Annotated in this window: 19 protein-coding genes, 16 tRNA genes, 1 rRNA gene and 3 riboswitches; of the genes, 30 read left to right on the plus strand and 6 right to left on the minus strand. The window is 33.5% G+C overall.

The features are described from left to right. Positions 1-186 precede the first annotated feature (186 nt). From rrf to B6K90_RS22885, 17 genes are all read left to right on the plus strand, one after another. Positions 187-302 (plus strand): 5S ribosomal RNA (gene rrf / locus B6K90_RS22805). A 10-nt stretch (positions 303-312) separates the two neighbouring features. Continuing rightward, positions 313-387: transfer RNA gene (locus tag B6K90_RS22810), tRNA-Asn, on the plus strand. Positions 388-391: 4 nt separating this feature from the next. Next, positions 392-483 (plus strand) — tRNA-Ser (locus B6K90_RS22815). A 23-nt stretch (positions 484-506) separates the two neighbouring features. Further along, positions 507-581: transfer RNA gene (locus B6K90_RS22820), tRNA-Glu, on the plus strand. A gap of 9 nt (positions 582-590) precedes the next feature. Next, positions 591-666, plus strand: a tRNA-Val gene (locus B6K90_RS22825). Positions 667-694: 28 nt separating this feature from the next. Continuing rightward, a tRNA-Met gene (locus tag B6K90_RS22830) sits at positions 695-771 on the plus strand. A gap of 3 nt (positions 772-774) precedes the next feature. Beyond that, a tRNA-Asp gene (locus tag B6K90_RS22835) sits at positions 775-850 on the plus strand. A gap of 8 nt (positions 851-858) precedes the next feature. Then, positions 859-934, plus strand: a tRNA-Phe gene (locus B6K90_RS22840). A 73-nt stretch (positions 935-1,007) separates the two neighbouring features. Continuing rightward, positions 1,008-1,080: transfer RNA gene (locus tag B6K90_RS22845), tRNA-Thr, on the plus strand. A gap of 10 nt (positions 1,081-1,090) precedes the next feature. After that, positions 1,091-1,175 (plus strand) — tRNA-Tyr (locus B6K90_RS22850). Positions 1,176-1,181: 6 nt separating this feature from the next. Continuing rightward, positions 1,182-1,255: transfer RNA gene (locus B6K90_RS22855), tRNA-Trp, on the plus strand. Between the two features lie 15 nt (positions 1,256-1,270). Continuing rightward, positions 1,271-1,346, plus strand: a tRNA-His gene (locus B6K90_RS22860). 79 nt (positions 1,347-1,425) lie between these two features. Next, positions 1,426-1,500 (plus strand) — tRNA-Gln (locus tag B6K90_RS22865). Between the two features lie 4 nt (positions 1,501-1,504). Beyond that, positions 1,505-1,579 (plus strand) — tRNA-Gly (locus B6K90_RS22870). A gap of 9 nt (positions 1,580-1,588) precedes the next feature. Beyond that, positions 1,589-1,659: transfer RNA gene (locus B6K90_RS22875), tRNA-Cys, on the plus strand. Positions 1,660-1,674: 15 nt separating this feature from the next. Beyond that, positions 1,675-1,760: transfer RNA gene (locus B6K90_RS22880), tRNA-Leu, on the plus strand. A 93-nt stretch (positions 1,761-1,853) separates the two neighbouring features. After that, positions 1,854-1,936 (plus strand) — tRNA-Leu (locus B6K90_RS22885). A gap of 225 nt (positions 1,937-2,161) precedes the next feature. Here B6K90_RS22885 and B6K90_RS22890 read toward each other — a convergent pair. After that, positions 2,162-2,461, minus strand: a complete 300-nt coding sequence (locus B6K90_RS22890; RefSeq protein WP_088015002.1) for a hypothetical protein — start codon at positions 2,459-2,461, stop codon at positions 2,162-2,164. 435 nt (positions 2,462-2,896) lie between these two features. Between B6K90_RS22890 and queG the strand changes: the two genes are divergently transcribed. From queG to yhbH, 6 genes are all read left to right on the plus strand, one after another. Beyond that, positions 2,897-4,021: a tRNA epoxyqueuosine(34) reductase QueG gene (queG, locus tag B6K90_RS22895; protein WP_088015003.1), complete on the plus strand. Its 1,125-nt coding sequence runs from the start codon at positions 2,897-2,899 to the stop codon at positions 4,019-4,021. Positions 4,022-4,097: 76 nt separating this feature from the next. Further along, the gene (locus B6K90_RS22900) at positions 4,098-5,012 is read left to right on the plus strand and encodes an amidase domain-containing protein (RefSeq protein ID WP_167555474.1); all 915 of its coding nucleotides are present in this window, start codon (positions 4,098-4,100) and stop codon (positions 5,010-5,012) included. Positions 5,013-5,074: 62 nt separating this feature from the next. Next, entirely contained in the window at positions 5,075-5,569 is a 495-nt protein-coding gene (gene trmL, locus B6K90_RS22905; protein WP_088015005.1) for a tRNA (uridine(34)/cytosine(34)/5-carboxymethylaminomethyluridine(34)-2'-O)-methyltransferase TrmL, read from the plus strand. Positions 5,570-5,996: 427 nt separating this feature from the next. Further along, positions 5,997-7,892: a PrkA family serine protein kinase gene (locus tag B6K90_RS22910; RefSeq protein ID WP_088015006.1), complete on the plus strand. Its 1,896-nt coding sequence runs from the start codon at positions 5,997-5,999 to the stop codon at positions 7,890-7,892. 104 nt (positions 7,893-7,996) lie between these two features. Continuing rightward, positions 7,997-8,899, plus strand: coding sequence for an aldo/keto reductase (locus B6K90_RS22915; protein WP_088015007.1), 903 nt, complete (start codon positions 7,997-7,999; stop codon positions 8,897-8,899). Between the two features lie 322 nt (positions 8,900-9,221). Further along, a complete protein-coding gene (gene yhbH, locus B6K90_RS22920) occupies positions 9,222-10,409 on the plus strand; it encodes a sporulation protein YhbH (RefSeq protein ID WP_088015008.1) in 1,188 nt (395 codons plus the stop codon). Positions 10,410-10,508: 99 nt separating this feature from the next. Here yhbH and B6K90_RS22925 read toward each other — a convergent pair whose 3' ends face one another. From B6K90_RS22925 to B6K90_RS22945, 5 genes are all read right to left on the minus strand, one after another. After that, the gene (locus B6K90_RS22925) at positions 10,509-10,979 is read right to left on the minus strand and encodes a hypothetical protein (RefSeq protein ID WP_088015009.1); all 471 of its coding nucleotides are present in this window, start codon (positions 10,977-10,979) and stop codon (positions 10,509-10,511) included. 144 nt (positions 10,980-11,123) lie between these two features. Beyond that, positions 11,124-11,564, minus strand: a complete 441-nt coding sequence (locus B6K90_RS22930) for an ACT domain-containing protein (protein ID WP_088015010.1) — start codon at positions 11,562-11,564, stop codon at positions 11,124-11,126. 48 nt (positions 11,565-11,612) lie between these two features. Further along, positions 11,613-12,041 (minus strand): CBS domain-containing protein, encoded by a 429-nt coding sequence (locus B6K90_RS22935; RefSeq protein WP_088015011.1) that lies wholly within the window; start codon positions 12,039-12,041, stop codon positions 11,613-11,615. Between the two features lie 56 nt (positions 12,042-12,097). Next, on the minus strand, positions 12,098-12,553 hold the full coding sequence (locus tag B6K90_RS22940; RefSeq protein ID WP_088015012.1) for a hypothetical protein: 456 nt from the start codon (positions 12,551-12,553) through the stop codon (positions 12,098-12,100). Positions 12,554-12,651: 98 nt separating this feature from the next. Beyond that, positions 12,652-12,793, minus strand: a riboswitch (cyclic di-AMP (ydaO/yuaA leader). An 18-nt stretch (positions 12,794-12,811) separates the two neighbouring features. Beyond that, positions 12,812-13,219 (minus strand): DUF2294 domain-containing protein, encoded by a 408-nt coding sequence (locus B6K90_RS22945; protein WP_088015013.1) that lies wholly within the window; start codon positions 13,217-13,219, stop codon positions 12,812-12,814. Positions 13,220-13,320: 101 nt separating this feature from the next. After that, a riboswitch (cyclic di-AMP (ydaO/yuaA leader) is annotated at positions 13,321-13,458 on the minus strand. A 119-nt stretch (positions 13,459-13,577) separates the two neighbouring features. After that, positions 13,578-13,721: riboswitch (cyclic di-AMP (ydaO/yuaA leader) on the plus strand. Positions 13,722-14,261: 540 nt separating this feature from the next. Here B6K90_RS22945 and kdpF point away from each other — a divergent pair. From kdpF to B6K90_RS22980, 7 genes are all read left to right on the plus strand, one after another. Continuing rightward, positions 14,262-14,339 (plus strand): K(+)-transporting ATPase subunit F, encoded by a 78-nt coding sequence (gene kdpF / locus B6K90_RS24630; RefSeq protein WP_088000360.1) that lies wholly within the window; start codon positions 14,262-14,264, stop codon positions 14,337-14,339. A 38-nt stretch (positions 14,340-14,377) separates the two neighbouring features. After that, positions 14,378-16,051 (plus strand): potassium-transporting ATPase subunit KdpA, encoded by a 1,674-nt coding sequence (gene kdpA / locus B6K90_RS22955; protein ID WP_088015018.1) that lies wholly within the window; start codon positions 14,378-14,380, stop codon positions 16,049-16,051. A 36-nt stretch (positions 16,052-16,087) separates the two neighbouring features. Next, positions 16,088-18,127, plus strand: coding sequence for a potassium-transporting ATPase subunit KdpB (kdpB, locus tag B6K90_RS22960; RefSeq protein ID WP_088015014.1), 2,040 nt, complete (start codon positions 16,088-16,090; stop codon positions 18,125-18,127). A 24-nt stretch (positions 18,128-18,151) separates the two neighbouring features. Further along, positions 18,152-18,712: a potassium-transporting ATPase subunit KdpC gene (gene kdpC / locus B6K90_RS22965; RefSeq protein WP_170927420.1), complete on the plus strand. Its 561-nt coding sequence runs from the start codon at positions 18,152-18,154 to the stop codon at positions 18,710-18,712. Between the two features lie 56 nt (positions 18,713-18,768). After that, positions 18,769-21,111: a universal stress protein gene (locus B6K90_RS24485; protein WP_088015016.1), complete on the plus strand. Its 2,343-nt coding sequence runs from the start codon at positions 18,769-18,771 to the stop codon at positions 21,109-21,111. Positions 21,112-21,201: 90 nt separating this feature from the next. Continuing rightward, the gene (locus B6K90_RS22975; protein ID WP_088015017.1) at positions 21,202-21,480 is read left to right on the plus strand and encodes a hypothetical protein; all 279 of its coding nucleotides are present in this window, start codon (positions 21,202-21,204) and stop codon (positions 21,478-21,480) included. Between the two features lie 297 nt (positions 21,481-21,777). Next, a partial coding sequence (locus B6K90_RS22980; protein ID WP_139840787.1) for a PepSY-associated TM helix domain-containing protein occupies positions 21,778-22,725 on the plus strand: 948 nt, incomplete at its 3' end.

Genomic DNA, 22,725 nt, shown 5'->3' on the forward strand with positions numbered 1-22,725 from the left:
GTCAGAGGTGGAAGCGTGGTGACACGTGGAGCTGACTGATACTAATCGGTCGAGGACTTAACTAACAAGTTTGATAATGACATTATCTAGTTTTGAGGGTACGAAAATTATTATAAAAAACTTTAAAAAAGTCATTGACTTTTGAATGAGATTTGATATAATAGTTATTGTCCTTAAGGAATTGAATCAAGTGATGATAGCGAAGAGGTCACACCCGTTCCCATACCGAACACGGCAGTTAAGCTCTTCAGCGTCGATGGTAGTTGGGGGTTTCCCCCTGTGAGAGTAGAACGTCGCTTGGTTTATAATTATTCCGCAGTAGCTCAGTGGTAGAGCACTCGGCTGTTAACCGAGTGGTCGTAGGTTCGAACCCTACCTGCGGAGCCATTTTGGAGAGCTGTCCGAGTGGCCGAAGGAGCACGATTGGAAATCGTGTAGGCGGGTAACCCTGTCTCAAGGGTTCAAATCCCTTGCTCTCCGCCACATGTATTCAGCACTAATATACTGGCCCGTTGGTCAAGCGGTTAAGACACCGCCCTTTCACGGCGGTAACACGGGTTCGAGTCCCGTACGGGTCACCATTTTATTACGGAGGATTAGCTCAGCTGGGAGAGCACCTGCCTTACAAGCAGGGGGTCGGCGGTTCGAGCCCGTCATCCTCCACCATCTAATTAAATTAACAAACTCTTATTATCGCGGGGTGGAGCAGTCTGGTAGCTCGTCGGGCTCATAACCCGAAGGTCGCAGGTTCAAATCCTGTCCCCGCAACCAAATGGTCCCGTGGTGTAGCGGTTAACATGCCTGCCTGTCACGCAGGAGATCGCCGGTTCGATCCCGGTCGGGACCGCCATTTAAGATGGCTCGGTAGCTCAGTCGGTAGAGCAGAGGACTGAAAATCCTCGTGTCGGCGGTTCGATTCCGTCCCGAGCCACCATCTTAAATAAACATAGTTATTAAGTAGAACAAATTATATAAGTAATTAAACAAAGTAAATGAATTGATATTATGCCGACTTAGCTCAATTGGTAGAGCAACTGACTTGTAATCAGTAGGTTGGGGGTTCAAGTCCTCTAGTCGGCACTCTTTAACCGGAGGGGTAGCGAAGTGGCTAAACGCGGCGGACTGTAAATCCGCTCCCTGTGGGTTCGGCGGTTCGAATCCGTCCCCCTCCACCATTTTATAGGGGCATAGTTTAACGGTAGAATAGAGGTCTCCAAAACCTTTGGTGTGGGTTCGATTCCTACTGCCCCTGCCAAACTTTATAATAATGGCGGTCGTGGCGAAGTGGTTAACGCATCGGATTGTGGTTCCGACACTCGTGGGTTCGATTCCCATCGGTCGCCCCATATAAATTATTATATTGATTACTAAGTAAGTAATATTATTAATAATAAAATGAATATAGTATATAAAGTTCTAAATTAATGGGCTATAGCCAAGCGGTAAGGCAACGGATTTTGATTCCGTCATGCCCTGGTTCGAATCCAGGTAGCCCAGCCATTTTGCGGAAGTAGTTCAGTGGTAGAATACAACCTTGCCAAGGTTGGGGTCGCGGGTTCGAGCCCCGTCTTCCGCTCCAAAAAAATATGGCGGTATAGCCAAGTGGTAAGGCAGAGGTCTGCAAAACCTTTATCATCGGTTCAAATCCGGTTACCGCCTTTATATTTACCCCACGCCGGGGTGGTGGAATTGGCAGACACACAGGACTTAAAATCCTGCGGTTGGTGACAACCGTGCCGGTTCGAGTCCGGCCCTCGGCATCATTAAACCTCTTACAAAAGTAAGAGGTTTTTAATTTCAGATTTAATTGGACAATTTGTCTTTCATATATTATAATTATTTTATAACTTTTTGGCGGTGTGGTGGAATGGCAGACACGCCTGACTCAAAATCAGGTATCTTCACGGATGTGCAGGTTCAAGTCCTGTCACCGCTATATTGAATTAAGGAAAGAGGATTTTGCAGATATGCAGAATCCTTTTTTTGTTTAGTCGTAAAGGTTAATGAAAAAAGAATAGAGTTTTTAATATTTAGGTTAATTCTTCATCCAACATTATAAAATGTTTTCATTTTGTATTAACGATCTTCATAAAGAAAGGCAGCGACTATTACAATGGTCGCTGCCTTTCTTTATGTGGGATTATTCTTTTAGTAGTACTTTTTATTGCATTTTTACATACTTACGTTTCTGCTTAGCAGCAAGCCAATCAAATTGTTTTGGTTTTCTTTTACTTGCTAAAGTAACTACTAAGCCAGTTGTTGCTATTATAAGGCTCGCTGTAGCTACTTTAATAGTAAATTGTTTTGCATCTTTTAATTTCTCATTATTGTATCGATCAAGCTCCATAAGTGTATCCTGTGTAAAATCAATCCTGTCATTAGTTTCTTCTATTAAATTACAGACACCTTCGAAACTCTCGACCAATGGATTTTTTTCTTCATTCACCAAAGGATCTGTCATAGTTACTCTCCTCCTATATTTAACCTATAAAGAAGAATTCTATAGGAAAATTAATTATACCTTTATTCAAATTTCTACAAATCTTTCAATATCCTCTGTTATTCTTCGTCCCTTTTATATAATAAGCTTAATTATGCAGTATTCTTTCGACAAAATTTGATTTTATTCTTGAATTTGTGACATATTTATGATAAATTTAATTACAAGTTCATTAAAAACCTACTAAATACTTATTACATTTGTTTTAGTAGTTTAGCACTTTTAACTTGATAACAACGCAGTGTATTGATTCATTCGAAGAACGATACATTGCGTTTTTTTATATTAAAAAGTCTATTATTAAAGATTTATGTGTCATAATTAGATAAAGAAATAATTTTCTGACTAGAATAGAAAAATATAATATGCAAATTAACAGGCAGTTAGGTGATTCTTGTGAATATTAAAGAATTTCAAAAAGAATTGATTTCATATAGTAAAGAAATTGGAATAGATAAGATTGGATTTACGACTGTTGATCCATTTTTAACATTAAAAAATCGTTTATATAAACAGCAGGAATTAAATTATCAATCGGGCTTTGAGACAAAGGATATTGAAAGAAGAGTAGATGCAAGAAAAATTATGACAGCATCTAATTCAATCATTGCAATTGCTTTAGCTTATCCATCTAAATTAAAAAACCCTCCTAAAAGTAAAAAAGGATCTACAAGGGGAATCTTTTGTAGGGCCTCATGGGGGGAAGATTACCATGTAGTTGTAAAAAAGAAATTACTTCAGCTTGAGTCATTTATTTTATTACATTATCCAAGTGCAAAGGTTCAGTCGATGGTCGATACTGGTGAGCTAGTAGATCGAGCTGTAGCTGAGCGAGCAGGTATAGGGTGGAGTGCTAAAAATTGTTCAATTATTACGCCAGAATTCGGTTCTTATGTGTATTTAGGGGAAATGATTACCTCATTACCTTTTGAACCGGATTCGCCTATTGAGGAACAGTGTGGAGAGTGTACAAAGTGTCTAGATGTTTGTCCGACAAGTGCTATTGTTTCTCCAGGTCAATTAAATGCTAAAAATTGTATTGCTTTTTTAACGCAATCAAAAGAGATGATTCCTGTTGAGTTTCGAAAAGAGCTGGGAAATCGTATATATGGATGTGATACATGTCAGACAATTTGTCCTAAAAATAAAGGGATTAATTTGACTCATCATACTGAGATGGAACCTGATCCAGAAACTGTAAAACCTTTATTACGATCAGTGTTAAAGCTAAGTAACAGAGAGTTTAAAAGTCAGTTTGGTCAAATGTCTGGGTCATGGAGAGGAAAGAACCCTATTCAGCGAAATGCTATAATTGCTTTAGCACATTTTAAAGATGAATCGGCGTTAGATGATTTAAAGCAATTAGCTACAAAAGATGCTAGACCAGTAATAAGAGGTACAGCAATTTGGGCTATTTCTGAGATTGAGGGAAAGAACAGTACACCATTTATTGAAAGTTGTTTACAATCAGAGCAAGATGAGATTGTATTAAATGAAATTAATGATGTTCTCTCAAAGTAATCAATAAAGAGTGGTATAATCTCCTATTTTTCAACATCGTATAGAATAAGAATAAATGTTGAAAAGGGGGATTATCTTGTTTAATCGTGAACTTTTAGAGCGTTATTTAAAAGAACGATTACAACTTTATTTTGGTGAAGGACATCGTAGTCATCTTATTCAAGAAAAAGAATATCAGGCAATTCAGCGTAAAGTTGAATTATATAATAAGCGTAATATTTCATTAGTAAAAGTATATGGAAATCTTGATGTAAACAATATTTGGAATGAACAGGATGTAATCTATATAAATTATACTTTTCATACGCGATATTTTTTAAAGCAAACCGATTTATATTTTGAAGAGGATCAACATGAAAGACAGATCGCAATTGAAAATGATGAAATCTTATATGACATAGCGTTCCCGATTGATAATCAAGTTGAAAAATTTGAACTTGAAGAAGACGATTTAGGAGAAAGTGAATCATTAGATCGAAATAACAGATATAACCGATTTAATGCTGTTAAATATGCTGAAACCTGGTGGGATGGCCATAATAAAGAATATCCATTGTATGCAAATGATTGTACTAATTTTATATCTCAATGCTTAAGGGCTGGAGGAGTTCGAATGGTTGGAATGCCAAAACCCGGGACAGGGTGGTGGTATAAAAATCATTCTAATAGTAGCTATTCCTGGAGAGTTGCTCATGCATTAAGAAGATTTCTACCTTCGCCTAAAACGGGAATTAAAGCAGAAGAAGTGCCTTCTCCAAACCATCTTACGTTGGGAGATATTATCGTATATGATTTCGAGGGTGATGGAGTATGGAATCATTGTACGATCGTTGTTGCTAAGGATGAAAATGGTGAACCGTTAGTGAATGCACATACTGTAAATAGCCGTAAAAGATATTGGTCATACTATGATTCTTCTGCTTTTACGGAGAATATTAAGTATAAGTTTTTTCACATCGTTGATGGCTTTTCTAACCCTCCAATGGAATAATACCTTATTAATTACGAATTTGATATAATATAAAGCATTGAAACAATATAGAGGTGAAAGAGATGGGAATACACGTTGTATTATATCAACCACAAATTCCAGCAAATACAGGAAATATTGCACGTACTTGTGCAGGAACAGATACAAGTTTGCATTTAATCCGTCCGTTAGGTTTTTCAACTGATGATAAAATGTTAAAAAGAGCTGGTCTTGATTATTGGGAGCATGTAGATATCCATTATCATGATTCTTTGGATGATTTATTTGATGAGTATAAAGACGGGAAATTTTATTTTATAACTAAATTTGGGGAAAAAACATATTCAGACTTTGACTATACAAATTTAGATGATGAAATTTTCTTTGTATTTGGTAGAGAAACAACAGGGCTTCCTAAAGAGTTAATTGACAAAAATATGGAAACTTGTTTACGTATACCAATGACAGATCATATTAGGTCTCTAAATTTATCAAATACAGCTGCAATTTTAATTTATGAAGCATTACGTCAGCAAGATTTCCGTGAGTTGTTAAAGGTAAAAGATTATTCTAAATAATAAAAAGGTCACCATATTATGGTGATTTTTTTTGTATAATTCGAGAAAACACGCAAATAAAAAAGATACTTCTATTAAAACGGTCTAAATAAAATTAAGATCCGCATTTAGAAGCATCCTTTAAAATATTATCTGTTTTTCAGTCCAGGTTTGTCATTATAGCCACCTGTGAAAATTGCAGCTAAGAATGATGCTGTAACTAATAAAATTAATACTAGTCTCATCAGTATGTATCCTCCCAATTGAAAAATTCCCAACACCCTAAACCTTATTATACAAAAAAAACATAGAAATATGAAAGTAAAATTATGAGAATTGGATTTCGAGAAAATATATTTTCCTACTCAAAGATATAGCATGAGTACGGACATCCTTGCATATCCTTTAATAATCTCTCTTACAGATGAGAAGAAGGAGGTACTTGTCCATGGATATTTTAAAGAAACTTGAGCAGCATCGGGACATGGAACAAAGACTGAAATGGGAAGGCACTTTTGCTGAGTATCTTGAAATGTTAAAAGAGGAGCCATGGGTTGCACAAACTGCACATTCTAGAATTTATAATATGATAAAAGACGCAGGTATTGAAGAAGTGAATGGTAAAAAAACCTACAGTTTCTTTAATAACAACCTATATGGATTAGAAGAAGCGCTAGAGAGACTAGTGGAAGAATATTTCCATCCCGCTGCCAAGAGATTAGATGTAAAAAAACGTATTTTATTGTTAATGGGTCCTGTAAGTGGTGGTAAATCTACACTGGTAACGATGTTAAAGAGAGGCTTAGAATCTTATTCAAGGTCTGAACAAGGTGCGATCTACGCTATTAAAGGTTGCCCAATGCATGAAGATCCATTGCACTTGATTCCTAACCATTTAAGAGATGATTTTTTCAATGAATATGGAGTTCGAATTGAAGGAAATCTTTCACCTTTAAATTTAATGAGACTTGAACAAGAGTTTGGTGGAAGAATAGAAGATGTTATGGTAGAAAGAATATTTTTATCAGAGGATCGTCGAGTTGGAATTGGTACTTTTAGCCCGTCAGATCCAAAATCTCAAGATATTGCAGATTTAACAGGAAGTATTGATTTTTCAACAATTGCTCAATTTGGATCAGAATCAGATCCACGTGCCTATCGTTTTGATGGTGAGTTAAATAAAGCAAACCGTGGAATGATGGAATTCCAAGAGATGCTAAAATGTGATGAAAAGTTTTTATGGCACTTATTATCCCTGACGCAAGAAGGAAACTTTAAGGCAGGGCGTTTTGCATTGATTTCTGCGGATGAATTAATCATTGCTCATACGAATGAAACAGAGTACCGGTCCTTTATTAATAATAAGAAAAATGAAGCACTACATTCTCGAATTATCGTAATGCCAATTCCGTATAATTTAAGAGTTAGTGAAGAAGAGAGAATTTATCAAAAAATGATTTCTGAAAGTGATGTTTCAAATGTTCATATTGCTCCACATACTTTACGTGTTGCAGCAATGTTTACAATCCTTACTCGTTTAAAAGAACCAAAACGAGGAGATATTGATTTAGTTAAGAAGATGCGTCTATATGATGGTGAAATGGTAGAAGGCTATAACACTGTTGATTTAGAGGAGTTAAAGAAAGAATATTTAGATGAAGGGATGCATGGTATCGATCCACGATATGTCATTAACCGTATTTCGTCTACAATTATTCGAAAAGAGATTCCCTCAATTAACGCTTTGGATGTATTACGTTCATTAAAAGATGGTTTAGATCAACATCCATCTATTTCTAATGAAGACCGTGAGCGTTATATGAATTTTATCTCAATCGCAAGAAAAGAATACGATGATATTGCAAAACAAGAAGTTCAAAAAGCTTTTGTATATTCATATGAAGAGTCTGCAAAAACGCTTATGGATAATTATCTTGATAATGTAGAAGCATATTGCAATAAGAATAAGCTACGAGATCCTTTAACAGGTGAAGAGATGAACCCAGATGAAAAGTTGATGCGTTCAATTGAAGAACAAATTGGCATCTCTGAGAATGCAAAGAAAGCATTCCGTGAAGAAATATTAATCAGAATCTCTGCATATGCAAGAAAAGGCAAACGTTTTGATTACAATTCACATGAAAGATTAAAAGAAGCTATCCAAAAGAAACTTTTTTCGGATCTGAAGGATGTTGTGAAGATTACGACGTCCACAAAAACTCCTGACGAGCGTCAATTAAAGAAAATCAATGACGTTGTCAGCAGATTAGTTGATGAGTATGGATATAACTCTACATCAGCAAATGAGTTATTACGTTACGTAGGCTCATTACTAAATCGATAAAATTGTTTAAGCGGCTATCTATTAGGTAGCCGTTTTCTTTTGCAATTAATAATGTTTATCCTATAATGATGATAATGATCAAAAAGAAGGGTGAGTTAGTGTATATGAAAAGAATTCAAATAGCTGAAAACCTTGAGTTTTCACAAGTTATTCATGGATTATGGCGTTTAGCTGAATGGAAAATGACAACAGAACAATTAGTAACTTTTATAGAAGAATGTATTGATTTAGGAATTACAACATTCGATCATGCCGATATTTACGGTGGGTATACTTGTGAAGAAATTTTCGGAAAGGTTTTAGCACTAAAACCGGAGCTTCGTGAAAAAATTCAAATCGTTACAAAATGTGGTATAAAGTTAAAGACATCAAAGTTTCCTGAACTTAAAATGAATCATTACGATACTAGTAAAGAGCATATCCTAATGAGTGTTAATAATTCTTTGGAAAATCTACAAACAGATTATATCGATTTACTATTAATACATAGACCAAATCCTTTTATGAATCCAAAGGAAATTGCAGAGGCGTTTAATCAACTTCAATCGGAAGGAAAAGTACGCCACTTTGGAGTATCAAACTTTTTACCATCTCAATTTAACGCATTACAAGCACATCTAAACATGCCTTTAGTAACAAATCAAATTGAAGTTTCGCCAATGCAATTAGAGCATTTTGAAAAGGGAACAATTGATTTATTACTTGAAAAAGATATTGCTCCAATGATCTGGTCCCCATTAGCAGGCGGACAAATTTTTACTAGTCAGTCTGAATCAGCGGTACGAGTTCGAGCGATGCTGGAAGAGATTTCTAGTGAAATAGGTGCAAATTCAATTGACGAAGTAATGTATGCATGGTTATTAGCTCATCCTGCTAAAATGATGCCAATCGTAGGTTCTGGTAAAATTGAACGAGTTAAAACAGCAGTTGAGTCTACAAAATTAAGTATATCAGCCGAACAATGGTTACGAATTTACGTAGCTGGAATGGGGCATAATTTACCATAAATAAAAAAAGTGGAGAACTTTTACTAGTTTTCCACTTTTTTTGTTCTTTTTTAAGTAGTGTTACATATAGTTAAAGGCAATAGTTTATTGGAATTTTTATATAAATACATTTATTTTTAAGGACTCGTCCTATTTTCTGAAAAAATGGGTGTAAAATTTAGAAGAAACATTGTCAATTATTGTGTCCTTCTGCATATGATAGAGTAATCTATAAAAAAGGGTAGAAAATCACCTACCGAATTAGTTTATGCAATTAAGCAATACTGTGTGACGATTTTTTTATTTTTACAATAAATCATAATAAGTAAGGGAGGGAAAGAAAATGAGTAATGAAAATATCGAACAAAAGCATAATTTTACCATTTCACAGGAAGACTGGACCCTCCATCGTAAAGGACACGACGACCAACAGCGCCACCAAGAGAAGGTACAAGAGGCGATAAAAAAGAATTTAGCAGATTTGATCACAGAAGAAAGTATCATCATGTCAAACGGGCGCGATGTAGTAAAAATTCCAATTCGGTCACTAGATGAGTATAAGATTAGATACAACTACGATAAAAATAAACACGTTGGTCAGGGTACTGGAGACAGTAAAGTTGGCGATGTAGTGGCAAGAGATGGTTCACAAGGTGGCCAGCCGCAAAAAGGTGCTGGTAAAGGGCAAGGAGCAGGTAAAGAATCAGGCGAAGATTATTATGAGGCAGAGGTTTCACTAATGGAATTAGAGGAAGCTCTTTTTAGTCAGTTAGAATTACCTGATCTAAAAAGAAAAGAACAAGATTTAAATACAGTAGAAAACATTGAATTTAATGACATTAGAAAAACTGGGTTAATGGGTAACATTGATAAAAAACGTACTATGATGTCTGCGTTTAAACGTAACGCAATGAGTGGGACACCATCATTCTACCCAATATCTCCAGAAGACTTAAAGTTCCGTACATGGAATGAAATTAGAAAACCTGAATCTAAAGCCGTCGTACTCGCAATGATGGATACGAGCGGAAGTATGGGCTTATGGGAAAAGTATATGGCACGAAGCTTCTTCTTTTGGATGACTAGATTTTTAAGAACAAAATATGAGTCAGTAGACATTGAGTTTATTGCACACCATACAGAAGCAAAAGTAGTTACAGAAGAAGAGTTTTTCACAAAAGGAGAAAGCGGAGGAACGATCTGTTCATCTGCTTATCGAAAAGCTTTAGAAGTAATTGAATACAAATATTCTCCTGAAAGATATAATATCTATCCATTCCACTTCTCTGATGGAGATAATTTAACATCTGATAATGCTCGCTGCGTAAAATTAGTTCAAGAGTTAATGAAAGTGAGCAATATGTTCGGATACGGAGAAGTAAACCAATACAATCGACACTCTACTTTAATGTCCGCATATAAAAACATTAACGATGAAAAATTCCGCTACTATATCCTAAAACAAAAATCAGATGTATTCCATTCTATGAAGAGCTTTTTTAAACAGGAGTATGAGAAAGCGGCGAAATAGTAGTTGGGTATGGAGAAATAAATGGGGAGCGAAATTAGTAGTAATTTTGAAACAGAGAAACCCTGAGGAGGGTTTTTCTGTTTTTTGCTGTATTTTAAATCAATTTATTTTGTAATCTACTTTTACTGTTAGTCGAAACTTATTATCATTTTTAACTTCCTTTACATAACCAAGAACTTCAAGTTCTGGATTATATATATCTTGTAGTTCTCCTTTAAACCCTTTTTCCTTTGGTATTGTTACTTTTATAGTTAACTTCTCCTTTGGTTTAATATTTAATTTATTACCCATCGCTTCAATCTTAAATGGGCTTAATTGTATTCCTTGTTTCAATAGAACGTGATACCGTAAATATACATTACACTGTTTAATTAGTTGTTTCGATTCATTACGAAATCTAAATATATAAATTGTATTGTTATGATTTCGTTTTTTTTGGACTAAATTTATGCTAATTTTAGGTACGCTTGGTGTATTTTCCTTCTCATGTATATTCTCTGTTTTTATAATTTGGTAGCCTAAAATTAAGGTGAGACAGCTCCAAAGTACAAATTTTAAAATATCTTTCATCAGCCATCCACCTGTTCAAGTTCTATTTTAAAATATTAAAATATTCCTTTATTGTAGAAATTTTCATTAATGGTACCTATTTTATATGATTTATAGATACCATCTTTCATAGTTTTCCAACGTTTTAATCACTGTGGCTAGATTTCAATGAAATGCATTATATATTGCTTGATAAGCATCTTCTTTATTCTTATCTTCAATTAGAACCCACATAGTATTATGATTATCAGCAAATTGTAATATTTGAATGTCTTTATCGAATAACGCATTTATTACTTTTGAAACAATACCAGGCAAATCAGTAATTTCTGCTGTGCCATTAATTGTAATTTTTGTACAATTATTTTTTATTTCAGGTATATAACCATTTACTTTCATTATTTTTATTGCCGAATCTGTAACGCTATTTTTCAATGTAAATATTATTATATCGGTAGTTGAAGTAACGAAATCAATTGTAATGTTGGATCGATTAAGCAAATTAAATAATTTAATTATATAGTTTTCATTATAATTTCTTGTATCTATTATTATTTGTGTAATTTCCGATTCAAGATCAATGTTGGTAATCAATAATAGGTTCATAATGTCTCCTTATTATAAGATTGGTAATTTTTATTATGATGATTTTTTCTATATAGTCGAATAATTAATTTTTTCTTTTAATATCGTTTTAGCACAATATTCAATAATTTCTTTTCTCTTTACCATTCCTATAAAGGTATCATTGTCGTCCACAACAGGTACGAAATTTTGATCAATTGCTCTTGAAAAAAGGTCTTCAATTTCTGCATTTATAGAAACAGGTTCATTAATATTGTATAAGGAAATGTCACTTAATCGGATATCTTGAGTATTCTTAAAGCTTAAAGATGGTGTATTTTTTATATTCCATAATAAATCACCCTCTGTAAGTGTACCAACATATTTTCCGTTATCATCTACTAAGGGTATAGCTGTATAACGGTGGAATTCCATTTTTTCAAGTGCTTGTCGCATTGTTGAATTTACATTCATGTAAACAAGGTCAATTTTTGGAGTAAAGAAAAATGCAATATTCATATTTAAAGATCTCCTAATGACTTAGATAGTAGCTTTGTTTGTTTTATATAATAAAATTAAACCTGTATTTTTAAATGAAATAAGTGGGAATTACTTATTTTTTCTGTATATCCTTTAATCTCAATTTCTGGATGATCCATATTTAATAGGTTGGCTTTTAATCCAGTCTCAATTGGAATCTTGAATGTTAATATTAGCTTTTCATGAGGTCTAATGTTCAATTTATTTCCTTTAGCTTCAATTTTAAATGGATTCATTTTATAGCCGTTTAAAGTTTTTATATTAAAATGCATATAAACATTATTTTGCTTGATGACATTGTTCGAATCATTTTGCATTTTAAAAGTGTAAATAATATTATGATTATCATGTGTTTTTTTTACTAAATGAATATTTATTTTTGGTTTGGTATTTTTATTTTGCATTGCTTGTAGGTCTCTGCTTTTCGATATTTGATACCCCAGTGTTAAAATTAAACAACTCCAAAGGATAATGATTTTACCTTCTTTCATGAAACCCACCCCAACTTATAGATTATTTTAGAAAAATAATATAAAAAGAGCATAAAAAATACACCGAGGCTTACCCAGTGTTTAAAAAAGTCACTTTGTATCCCCTCCCTAAACGCTTACGAGGTTAGCTGACGGATTCGGACCTAAAGAGTAGCCCTACCTAAAAAGGATTCACCCCAAGCGGCTTAATACCGCAAAATTGGTTCCCCCGCTTCATTAAGAATTCAGCGATTATTGAATATGAAATTATAAAAAATATTATACTATTGAATTATATTTATTAATTTCTTCGAATAACTTATTAATATTTCGGTCCATTACAAAAACTTCAATACGTTCGCCAGTGTTTGTACTTGTATCACTATGACTAGATAGGACCTTACATCCTGTATGTTTTTCTATTATCTCTTCATATTCTTTACTATACATTTCTCTAAGGACTTGTCGCATTTTTTTTACAAGACTTTTTCCAGTACTGTGAGTGACTAAATGTTTTTCTTCGGTAGTTAATACACCTTTAAATCGAAGAATGATCATGTCTTCAACAATATATGTTTTTGCTTCTTGAGGACCTCTTCCGATAAGATCTCTTTGGAATTTAATAAATGCCTCACTTAATTCAATTTCAAGCTTTTTTTTCGATGTTATCACTAATATCTCTCCCATTCATTTGTTTAAAAGCAAAATAAATAGCCACAAGAAGAGTACTCTTCTCGTAGCTATTTATTTCAATAAAGGTATATTGAAATATTAATAACACGATTAAGTTTTACTCTCTCCAAACGCTTACGAGGTTAGCTGACGGATTCGGACTTGAAAAGTTGCCCTACCTAAAAGGATTCACCCCAAGTGCAATGCACTAAATGGTTCCCCCGCTCGTATATACGATTAAGCGATTTTAGCAAATTTATTTTGTTGATATGATTTATAATACTTAGATTAATAAATTTGTAAAGAGGTAAATTTTTGTTTTGAAAAAAACGCTTTACATGTAAAAACCATAGACGTATAATCAAAACAGCAAATTAAATATCGGCTTAATTACGAATCAATCGTAAACGGAGGAACCAATTTTTTGGGGTTAATTCTACATTATTGTAGAAGGGATGAGATACTCTTTCGCCATCCTACCCGACAGCTAACTTCGTCAGCTAAAGCGAAGGAGGTCAGTAGACCGCCTAATTTGAGCGGGTTTTTTATTGTCTTTTGACAGTAATTTACCTGAGCGAATATTTGAGTAGGTCTATTTATTTTGCAAAAAAATGATTAATTTTAGGAAAAAGTTAGAAAAGATCAGGGAGACAGAACACAAAGAGAGCTTTGAGCTAGCTGGGTGTTAGGTAGACCAATGAATACTTTTCTTCCACAGTTGAATTAACTATAAACTATTGGGATATTCATATTTTATTAGTAAATTATGTTTATTTCCTTTATGAAGTTTTAGTTATTTACTAGGAAGATTAGTATCCATTGGTCTTTTTTAATTTACTAGAAATTGTTCTGAATGGGAAATATTTACTTAAAAGTGAATATTAGCCTAATTAATTAAAAACAATACATTTATGAAACTTGTTCTCGTTAAATTGCAAAAGGGAAGGAGAATTACAGTGATAAATGATTTAACTATGCTAGGTTTACTAGTTATCGTTTTTGCAGTTTTTTGGGGTTTTACATTATTTTGTGAAAAAGCATAAGGGGGAATTAAAAAATGCTTATACCAGCAATAATCGGAATTGCTCTTATTCTATATTTAGTTTTTGTATTAATTAAACCAGAGAAATTTTAGTATTTAGTTTAACATGTGGGAGGAATTATAAAATGTCCATGGGAATTTTACAGGTAGTCGTTACGTTACTACTAGTTTTTTTATTAGTAAAACCAGTAGGTAGCTACTTAGTTAAAGCGTATGACTATGAAAAAACAGGATTGGATCGCGTTTTCGGACCTTTTGAAAGATTGATTTATCGTTTAATCGGTGTTCGAGAAAAAGAGAATATGGGTTGGAAAAAATATGTATTAGCAATGTTACTTTGTAACTTTGTCATGTTGATCATCTTATATGCGATATTTAGATTTCAAAAATATTTGCCATTTAACCCTGATCAAATCGACAATATGCCATCAGCTTTAGCTTTTAATACTGCAATTTCTTTTATTACAAACACAAATTGGCAAGCTTATAGCGGTGAAAATGCACTTTCATACTTTTCTCAAATGATGGCAATTACTTTCCCAATGTTTACGTCAGCTGCAACTGGTTTTGCAGTAGCAATTGCATTTATTAGAGGATTAATAGGACGTCAAGATAACTTAGGAAACTTTTATGTCGATTTAGTACGTTCGATCACACGAGTATTTTTACCTTTATCTTTTATTGTTGCTCTATTCTTAGTATTCCAAGGGGTACCTCAAACACTACATGGTGCAGTAGATGCAACAACATTGGAAGGTATTAAACAAGTCATTACAAGGGGACCAGTTGCCTCATTAGAAGCTATAAAACATATTGGTACAAATGGTGGTGGCTATTTTGGTACGAATGCAGCACATCCATTTGAAAATCCAACACCTTTATCAAATTTAGTTCACATTTTATGTATGATGCTTTTACCAACTTCATTAGTTTATGCATTTGGTGTTATGATAAAAAACAAAAAACAAGGTTGGACTGTATTTGCTGCAATGGGAATATTATTTATTGCTCTTCTAACAGCAGTCTTTGTGGCTGAATATAATGGTACGCCTGCTTTACATGCTCTTGGTATAAACGGAAATATGGAAGGTAAAGAAGTTCGTTTTGGATTGTCTGAATCGGCATTATTTACAGCTGTTACAACAGCAGCAACGACAGGGTCAGTTAACAACATGCATGATTCATTAACACCAATCGGTGGTCTAATACCATTAACTGAAATGATGTTAAATAATGTTTTCGGTGGTAAAGGGGTAGGTCTATTAAACGGATTATTATATGTAATCTTAACTGTCTTTATTTGTGGACTGATGGTAGGAAGAACACCTGAATTTTTAGGAAAGAAAATTGAAGCAAAAGAAATAAAACTGGCATCGGTTGCTATTTTAACACATCCGTTAATTATATTAGTTCCAACTGCTTTTGCATTAGCACTAAAAGGACCAGTTTCTTCTATATTAAATCCAGGATTCCACGGTTTATCAGAGGTATTATACGCAATTACTTCGGGAGCTGCAAATAATGGATCAGCATTTGGTGGATTAACTGCAAATACAGATTTTTATAATATTGTAATTGGAATAGTCATGTTACTAGGACGATATATTTCGATTATTGCAATGTTAGCAATTGCTGGGTCATTTTCTACTAAAAAAGTTGTTGCTGTAACATCTGGAACATTCCGAACAGATACGCCATTATTTACAGTAATTTTAATTGCGATTATTTTGGTCGTTTGTGCATTAACCTTTTTCCCAACACTTGCACTAGGACCAATCGCAGAGCATTTAGGAATGTTTAAATAAGATGGAGCGGTATTAACGAAGGAGGAGATTGATCTTATGGCAATCGAAAATAAGCCAATATCTAATGAAATAAAAAAACAAGCAGTAATTGATTCTTTTAAAAAATTAAATCCATTAGTAATGATAAAAAACCCAGTTATGTTTGTTGTTGAAGTTGGTACATTCATAACACTTATTCTTTCAATTAAACCAGATATTTTTGGGTTTGATACAGTTGGTAGAACATATAATATTGCTGTTTTTTTAATACTATTATTTACAGTACTATTCGCAAATTTTGCTGAAGCACTTGCAGAAGGTCGCGGAAAAGCACAAGCAGATACTTTAAGAAAAACAAAATCAGAAACAACGGCAAAATTAAGACAAAAAGACGGTTCATATCAAGAAGTAGCATCAACTACTTTACGAAAAGGTGACATAGTTCGTGTAGATACAGGAGAAATCATTCCTTCTGATGGTGAGATTATTGAGGGACTTGCATCGATTGATGAATCAGCTATCACAGGTGAATCAGCACCTGTCATTAAAGAAGCAGGCGGAGATTTCTCATCTGTTACAGGAGGAACACGAGTCGTTTCAGATTTTATTATTGTTAAGATTTTGACAGATCCAGGTGAATCATTTATCGATCGAATGATTTCATTAGTTGAAGGTGCAGCTCGTCAAAAGACACCGAATGAAGTTGCATTAACTACATTATTAGCTGTATTAACTTTAGTATTTTTGATTGTTATTATGACACTTGTCCCAATAGCTAAATATTTAAACGTATCTATTGATGTGGCTACTTTAATAGCTCTATTAGTTTGTTTGATTCCTACTACTATTGGTGGGTTACTATCTGCTATTGGTATTGCAGGAATGAATCGTGTTACACAATTTAATGTATTAGCTATGTCTGGTAAAGCAGTAGAAGCTGCTGGAGATATCGATACAATGATTTTAGATAAAACTGGTACAATTACGTTTGGTAATCGAATGGCGAGTGAGTTTATTCCAGTCGGTAGCTTAACAGAGAAAGATGTCACATTAGCATCCTTAAAATCTTCTGTAAAAGACGAAACACCAGAAGGACGTTCAGTTGTAGAGCTGGCACATAAACACGGTTTAAGTTTGGAAGAAAGTGAATATAAAGATGCGGAAATTATCGAATTTACTGCCGAGACTAGAATGTCTGGATTAAATTTAAAAGATGGTACCGAAATTCGAAAAGGTGCGGTCGACGCCATTAAAAAATATATAGGTGCTAAAGGAGGAAGTATTCCATCTGACCTAGAAGAAAAATCAAATATTGTAGCAAAAGCTGGCGGTACCCCACTTGCTGTTGCGATTAATGATAAGATTTACGGTGTGATTTATTTAAAAGATACAGTAAAACCTGGATTAAAAGAAAGATTTGAAGAATTGAGAGCTATGGGAATTAAAACCGTAATGTGTACAGGTGATAATCCACTAACAGCAGCTACAATCGCAAGAGAAGCAGGTGTCGACGAATTCATAGCAGAAGCTAAACCTGAAGATAAAATTGCTGCAATTAAGAAAGAGCAAGACGATGGTAAACTTGTTGCCATGACTGGGGATGGAACGAATGATGCACCAGCTCTAGCTCAAGCAGACGTTGGTTTAGCAATGAACTCGGGAACAATGGCTGCAAAAGAAGCAGCAAATATGATTGATTTAGATTCGGATCCAACAAAGTTACTATCTGTTATTGCGATCGGTAAACAGTTATTAATAACGAGAGGCTCGTTGACTACTTTTTCAATCGCAAATGATATAGCTAAATATTTCGCTATCATTCCTGCTTTATTTATTATGGCAATACCACAGTTAGATTACCTTAATATCATGGGATTGAATTCACCAAAGTCTGCAATCCTTTCAGCATTAATTTTTAACGCTATTATTATTCCTCTCCTTATTCCTGTTGCGATGAAGGGTGCGAAGTATAAACCAATGGATGCGAATAAACTTTTATCAAAAAACTTATTCATTTATGGACTTGGAGGAGTAATTGCTCCGTTCATTGGAATAAAAATAATTGATATGCTTGTATCCACATTGCAATTTGTGTAATACATGAGAAATGGAGGAATTAATTTGAAATCATTAATGGTTGCGATAAGAGCATCAATCGTTTTGTTATTAATTTGCGGATTAGCATATCCATTAGCAACAACTGGAGTAGCACAAGTTATTTTTCCAAAAAAAGCGGATGGAAGTTTAATTAAAACGAATGGGCAAATTAAAGGATCTAAATTATTAGCTCAAGAATTTAAGGGACCTGAATGGTTCCATTCTAGAGCCTCTGCTGCAAACTATAATCCTACTGCTTCAGCTGCTACGAATGCAGCTGTTGCATCAGAAGAGTATGTTAAAACAACGAAAGAAAAAATAAAAGAATTAAAAAATGAAAATACAAATCTTGGTAAAAATATTCCAGCTGATTTAGTAACTACATCAGGTTCAGGTTTTGACCCAGATTTATCACCAGAAGCAGTTAAAGCTCAAGTGCCAAGGATTGCTAATGCAACAGGTATCTCAGAGGATAAATTAACTTCTTTAATCAAAAAACATACGAAGGGTCGTCAATTAGGAGTATTTGGTGAACCACGTGTTAACGTTTTAGAATTAAACTTAGACTTACAGAAATTAAGATAAAAGGGGAGAATTATTCTCTCCTTTTTCCTTATGTATAAAGAAAGAAGGAAGAAAATGTGAGTGATAAGCAGTTTCGAAGAAAAACACCCGAGGAATTACTCCAATCCATTCAAAAAATCAAAAAAGGAAGACTAAAAATTATTATAGGTACGGTGAGTGGTTCTGGTAAAACTTATCATATGCTACAAGAAGGCAATGTTTTAAAAGAACGGGGTATTGATGTTGTCATTGGTTTAATAAGTGAAACAAACCGTCAAAAAACAATTGAACAAATCGGATGCTTGGAAAAAATGCCTACAATTGAATGGAATGATAATGGGGTCTTAAAAAAAGACTTAGATTTAGATGCAATTGTTGCTCGAAATCCTGAAGTCGTGTTAGTTGATGCATTAGCACATCAAAATCGCCCAGAAGGAACCTTTCCTACTCGATTAGATGATATTAAATATTTAATTACTAAAAATATAAGTGTCATTACGACAATGAATATTTATGAAATAAAAGAAGTTCATAATGAAGCTGGCAAGTTAACAGGTGGTAATGTAAAAGTAAATTTATATGTACCTGAAGAAACATTAGCAATGGCGGATGATGTAAAGCTGTTAGATGTTACACCTGAAGTGATTTTAAGAAGATCTCGCGAAGAAGGCATTGATTATAATGAAGAAGAAAAATTAAGTAGATTCCAATTTTATCATCAAAGTAATCTTGCAGTTCTTCGTGAACTAGCCCTACGCTTTTTAGCAGGAGAAGTAAATGATGCACTTGACGAGTATCGAGAAAAACATGGCATGGTGGGACCTTCAGGAGCTTCAGAAAAAATATTAGTAACAGTCCAATATCATTGGAATGGTTCAATATTAGTTCGAAGAGGACAGCAAATCTCTAAAAGATTAGGTGGTGATTTGTATGTCGTATGTTTTCAGCCTCCTAACAAAAAGTTTACTAATGATGAGCTGACATTTAAAAGATCGATTATTAAATTAGTTGAAAAAGTTGGAGGTGAATTTGAAGAATTACCATTGCAAGGTGACTCAATAGCAGATCAAGTAGTTCAATATGCAACTCAACATAATATAACGAGTATTGTAATGGGACAATCAAAAAGAACTCGCTTTGAAGAGATTGTTTACGGATCCATTATTAATAGAATTCTAAGAAAAACAAAAAATATAGATGTCTTTATTGTTGCAGATAGAGCAGAAAAAGCTGGAGAAAGAGTAATACCTACTAAACAAGAAAATAAAGAAATGGTGGATCCTTATCGCCGACTAACACCTCAAGAACTCACAAATGAAATAAATAAAATTAAACGTGGTTCTTTAAAAGTGTATATAGGTGCAGCTCCAGGTGTAGGAAAGACTTATACAATGTTAAGAGAAGCAAATGAACTTAAGAAAAAAGGTATCGATATTGTGATAGGATTACTTGAAACTCATGGACGTAAAGAAACAATAGAAAAAATAGGGGAATTAGAAATTGTTCCTCGAAAAAAAATTGCCTATAAAGGCACAACACTTGAAGAAATGGATACTGAAGCAGTTATAAAAAGGAATCCAGAAGTCGTTTTAATTGATGAATTAGCACATACAAATGTTCCAGGGAGTAAATTTTTCAAAAGATATGAGGATGTAGAAGAAATTTTAAGTGCTGGAATCTCTGTTATTTCAACCATGAATATACAACATATTGAAAGTTTGAATGATAGTGTTGAACAAATCACAGGAGTTAGAGTAAGAGAAACGGTTCCAGATCATATTCTCAGAGATGCAGATGAAATTGAATTAATTGATATTTCTCCAAAAGCCTTAAGAGAAAGAATGAGAGAAGGAAGAATATATGCTCCAATTAAAATAGAACAGTCGCTAAATAACTTTTTTAAAACAGGGAATCTGATAGCACTACGTGAATTAGCTCTTAGAGAAGTTGCTGATGATGTAGACGAACGTCTGGAAGCATGGGAGAGAGACCTAACATTACGTGGTCCTTGGAGACAGGAAGAAGTGATTTTTGTCTGTGTAAATTTAAAATCAGATAGTGAAAGACTCATTCGACGTGGTTTTCGAATTGCTTATCGTTTAAAAGCTACTTGGTATGTTGCTTACGTTAAAGATCATAATAGTTTATCAGAAGAAGAATGTCTCTCTTTAAAAAAAATAAAAGAGTTAACTGAACGATTAGGTGGGACATTTGAATTGTATGAAGCGGATGATCGTCGACATGTGTTTATAGAATTAGTAAGTAATATAAGTGAAAAAAAGACAACTCATGTAATAATAGGACAGTCTGCACGTACTAGATGGGAAGAAATAAAAACGGGTTCAATTGTTCAAAAATTATTAAGAGAATTACGGCATTTAGATGTTTTGGTGGTAGCTGATCAAACTTCAGATAAATGATTCATTTATCAATTTTCTATTTAATATTTAAATTTTTTTACGGAAAATGTTAAATTATTTTTTGAAAAAATATCTATTAGGAGTAACTCAATGTCGTTCATTAAAAAGATTAAGTTTAATAAAGCCAGTATTACATTTAAAAAATTGGAAATGAAGTTTCAGAATGGGACAAGTAGGGATTTCGACCTTGTGAGCTGGATGTTGATTATTGACCATCTAATGAATGGAGCTGAAACGCAAGAACAGCAAAGAACAGTTGATAATGCAGTAAACGTATATAAAAATTACTTACATAAACATTTTCCTACGCATTCATTTCTTAACGAAAATAATGGTTTAGAAGATATAAAAGGACCGAAGAGTTTATAAAGACAACTGTTCTTTTTCATAAATAAAGCATTGTACTAGTGATTATACTAATGATAGGTTTTATTATTCAAAATATAGTCGTTCAAATTAGAAGGGTAAAATAATTATTCAAAAATGTTAATTGAAACAGAGAATCTTTAAAAGGATACTCTGTTTTTTGTTTTTAAAGAGCATAATAAGTAATCACCAAAATTATCTAAATAATAACATAAAAAAATCATTAAAACTTCATTAATTTATCACAATTGGATTTTATACTTTCAAAAGTAGATAAAAATTATTTAGAGGTAAAACCAAATGGAGATAAATACACAACTAAATTCAGTTCAAACTGAACAAGTTTCTTCGAAAAAGACATCACTTTATAAAGCAATTTGGAGATGGCATTTTTATGGAGGGATCATATTTGCACCAATCTTAATTCTGTTAGCGATTACAGGTTCTATCTATTTATTTAGACCTTATGTTGAACCAATGTTGGATCGAGATTTATATTTTGTTCAGCAAGGTACTAAAGAACTTACACCCAGCTTACAGTTAAAAGCTGTAAAAGACAAATATCCTAATGATCCAATTTCTTCTTTTACAGATGTGAAGGATCCAAAGCGTTCAACTGAAATTGGAATTATGAAAGGCGAAGCTAGTTATACAGTTTTTGTCAATCCATATACAGGGAAAGTATTAGGTGAACTTCAAAATGATAAGCGCTTAATGGAAATCATCGTAAAACTTCACGGTGAAATTATGGCTGGTAAATTAGGGGATAATCTTGTTGAATTATCAGCATCATGGGCAATTATTTTATTAGCAACAGGATTATATTTATACTTCCCACGTAATAAACAATCATTTTTAAGTATTTTTCGTATTCGAATAAGAAAAGGATCACGTGTGTTCTGGAGAGATTTACATGCGAGCACAGGGTTCTGGATGACAATTTTCTTGTTAGTTCTTGTTTTATCAGGTTTACCTTGGGCGAGTTCTTTTGGTGAAAGACTGAATACTTTTGTTGCAAAAGAAAAGCTTTCGAATGCACCAATACACTTATATGATGGTAGTATTCAATCGAAGAAATTGAATAAAGAGATTGCTAAGACACCATGGGCTGCTGAGAATATTCCAATTCCAGAATCAGTTTACAGTAATAAAGGAATGTTACCGATTGAAAATGTGATTAAAATTGCTAAAGAAACGAATGTTTATCCTGGCTACACAATTACTATGCCAGAAGGAGATAAAGGAGTT

The organism is Gottfriedia acidiceleris, from assembly GCF_002128425.1.
Taxonomy (GTDB): Bacteria; Bacillota; Bacilli; order Bacillales; family Bacillaceae_G; genus Gottfriedia; species Gottfriedia acidiceleris.

Bases quoted from the DNA above. Each gene is read 5' to 3' on its own strand.
- B6K90_RS22890 (WP_088015002.1), bottom strand. From the start codon at position 2,461: ATGACAGATCCTTTGGTGAATGAAGAAAAAAATCCATTGGTCGAGAGT.
- trmL (WP_088015005.1), top strand. From the start codon at position 5,075: ATGGGAATACACGTTGTATTATATCAACCACAAATTCCAGCAAATACA.
- B6K90_RS22910 (WP_088015006.1), top strand. From the start codon at position 5,997: ATGGATATTTTAAAGAAACTTGAGCAGCATCGGGACATGGAACAAAGA.
- B6K90_RS22915 (WP_088015007.1), top strand. From the start codon at position 7,997: ATGAAAAGAATTCAAATAGCTGAAAACCTTGAGTTTTCACAAGTTATT.
- yhbH (WP_088015008.1), top strand. From the start codon at position 9,222: ATGAGTAATGAAAATATCGAACAAAAGCATAATTTTACCATTTCACAG.
- B6K90_RS22925 (WP_088015009.1), bottom strand. From the start codon at position 10,979: ATGAAAGATATTTTAAAATTTGTACTTTGGAGCTGTCTCACCTTAATT.
- B6K90_RS22930 (WP_088015010.1), bottom strand. From the start codon at position 11,564: ATGAACCTATTATTGATTACCAACATTGATCTTGAATCGGAAATTACA.
- B6K90_RS22935 (WP_088015011.1), bottom strand. From the start codon at position 12,041: ATGAATATTGCATTTTTCTTTACTCCAAAAATTGACCTTGTTTACATG.
- B6K90_RS22940 (WP_088015012.1), bottom strand. From the start codon at position 12,553: ATGAAAGAAGGTAAAATCATTATCCTTTGGAGTTGTTTAATTTTAACA.
- B6K90_RS22945 (WP_088015013.1), bottom strand. From the start codon at position 13,219: ATGGGAGAGATATTAGTGATAACATCGAAAAAAAAGCTTGAAATTGAA.
- kdpF (WP_088000360.1), top strand. From the start codon at position 14,262: ATGCTTATACCAGCAATAATCGGAATTGCTCTTATTCTATATTTAGTT.
- kdpA (WP_088015018.1), top strand. From the start codon at position 14,378: ATGGGAATTTTACAGGTAGTCGTTACGTTACTACTAGTTTTTTTATTA.
- kdpB (WP_088015014.1), top strand. From the start codon at position 16,088: ATGGCAATCGAAAATAAGCCAATATCTAATGAAATAAAAAAACAAGCA.
- B6K90_RS22975 (WP_088015017.1), top strand. From the start codon at position 21,202: ATGTCGTTCATTAAAAAGATTAAGTTTAATAAAGCCAGTATTACATTT.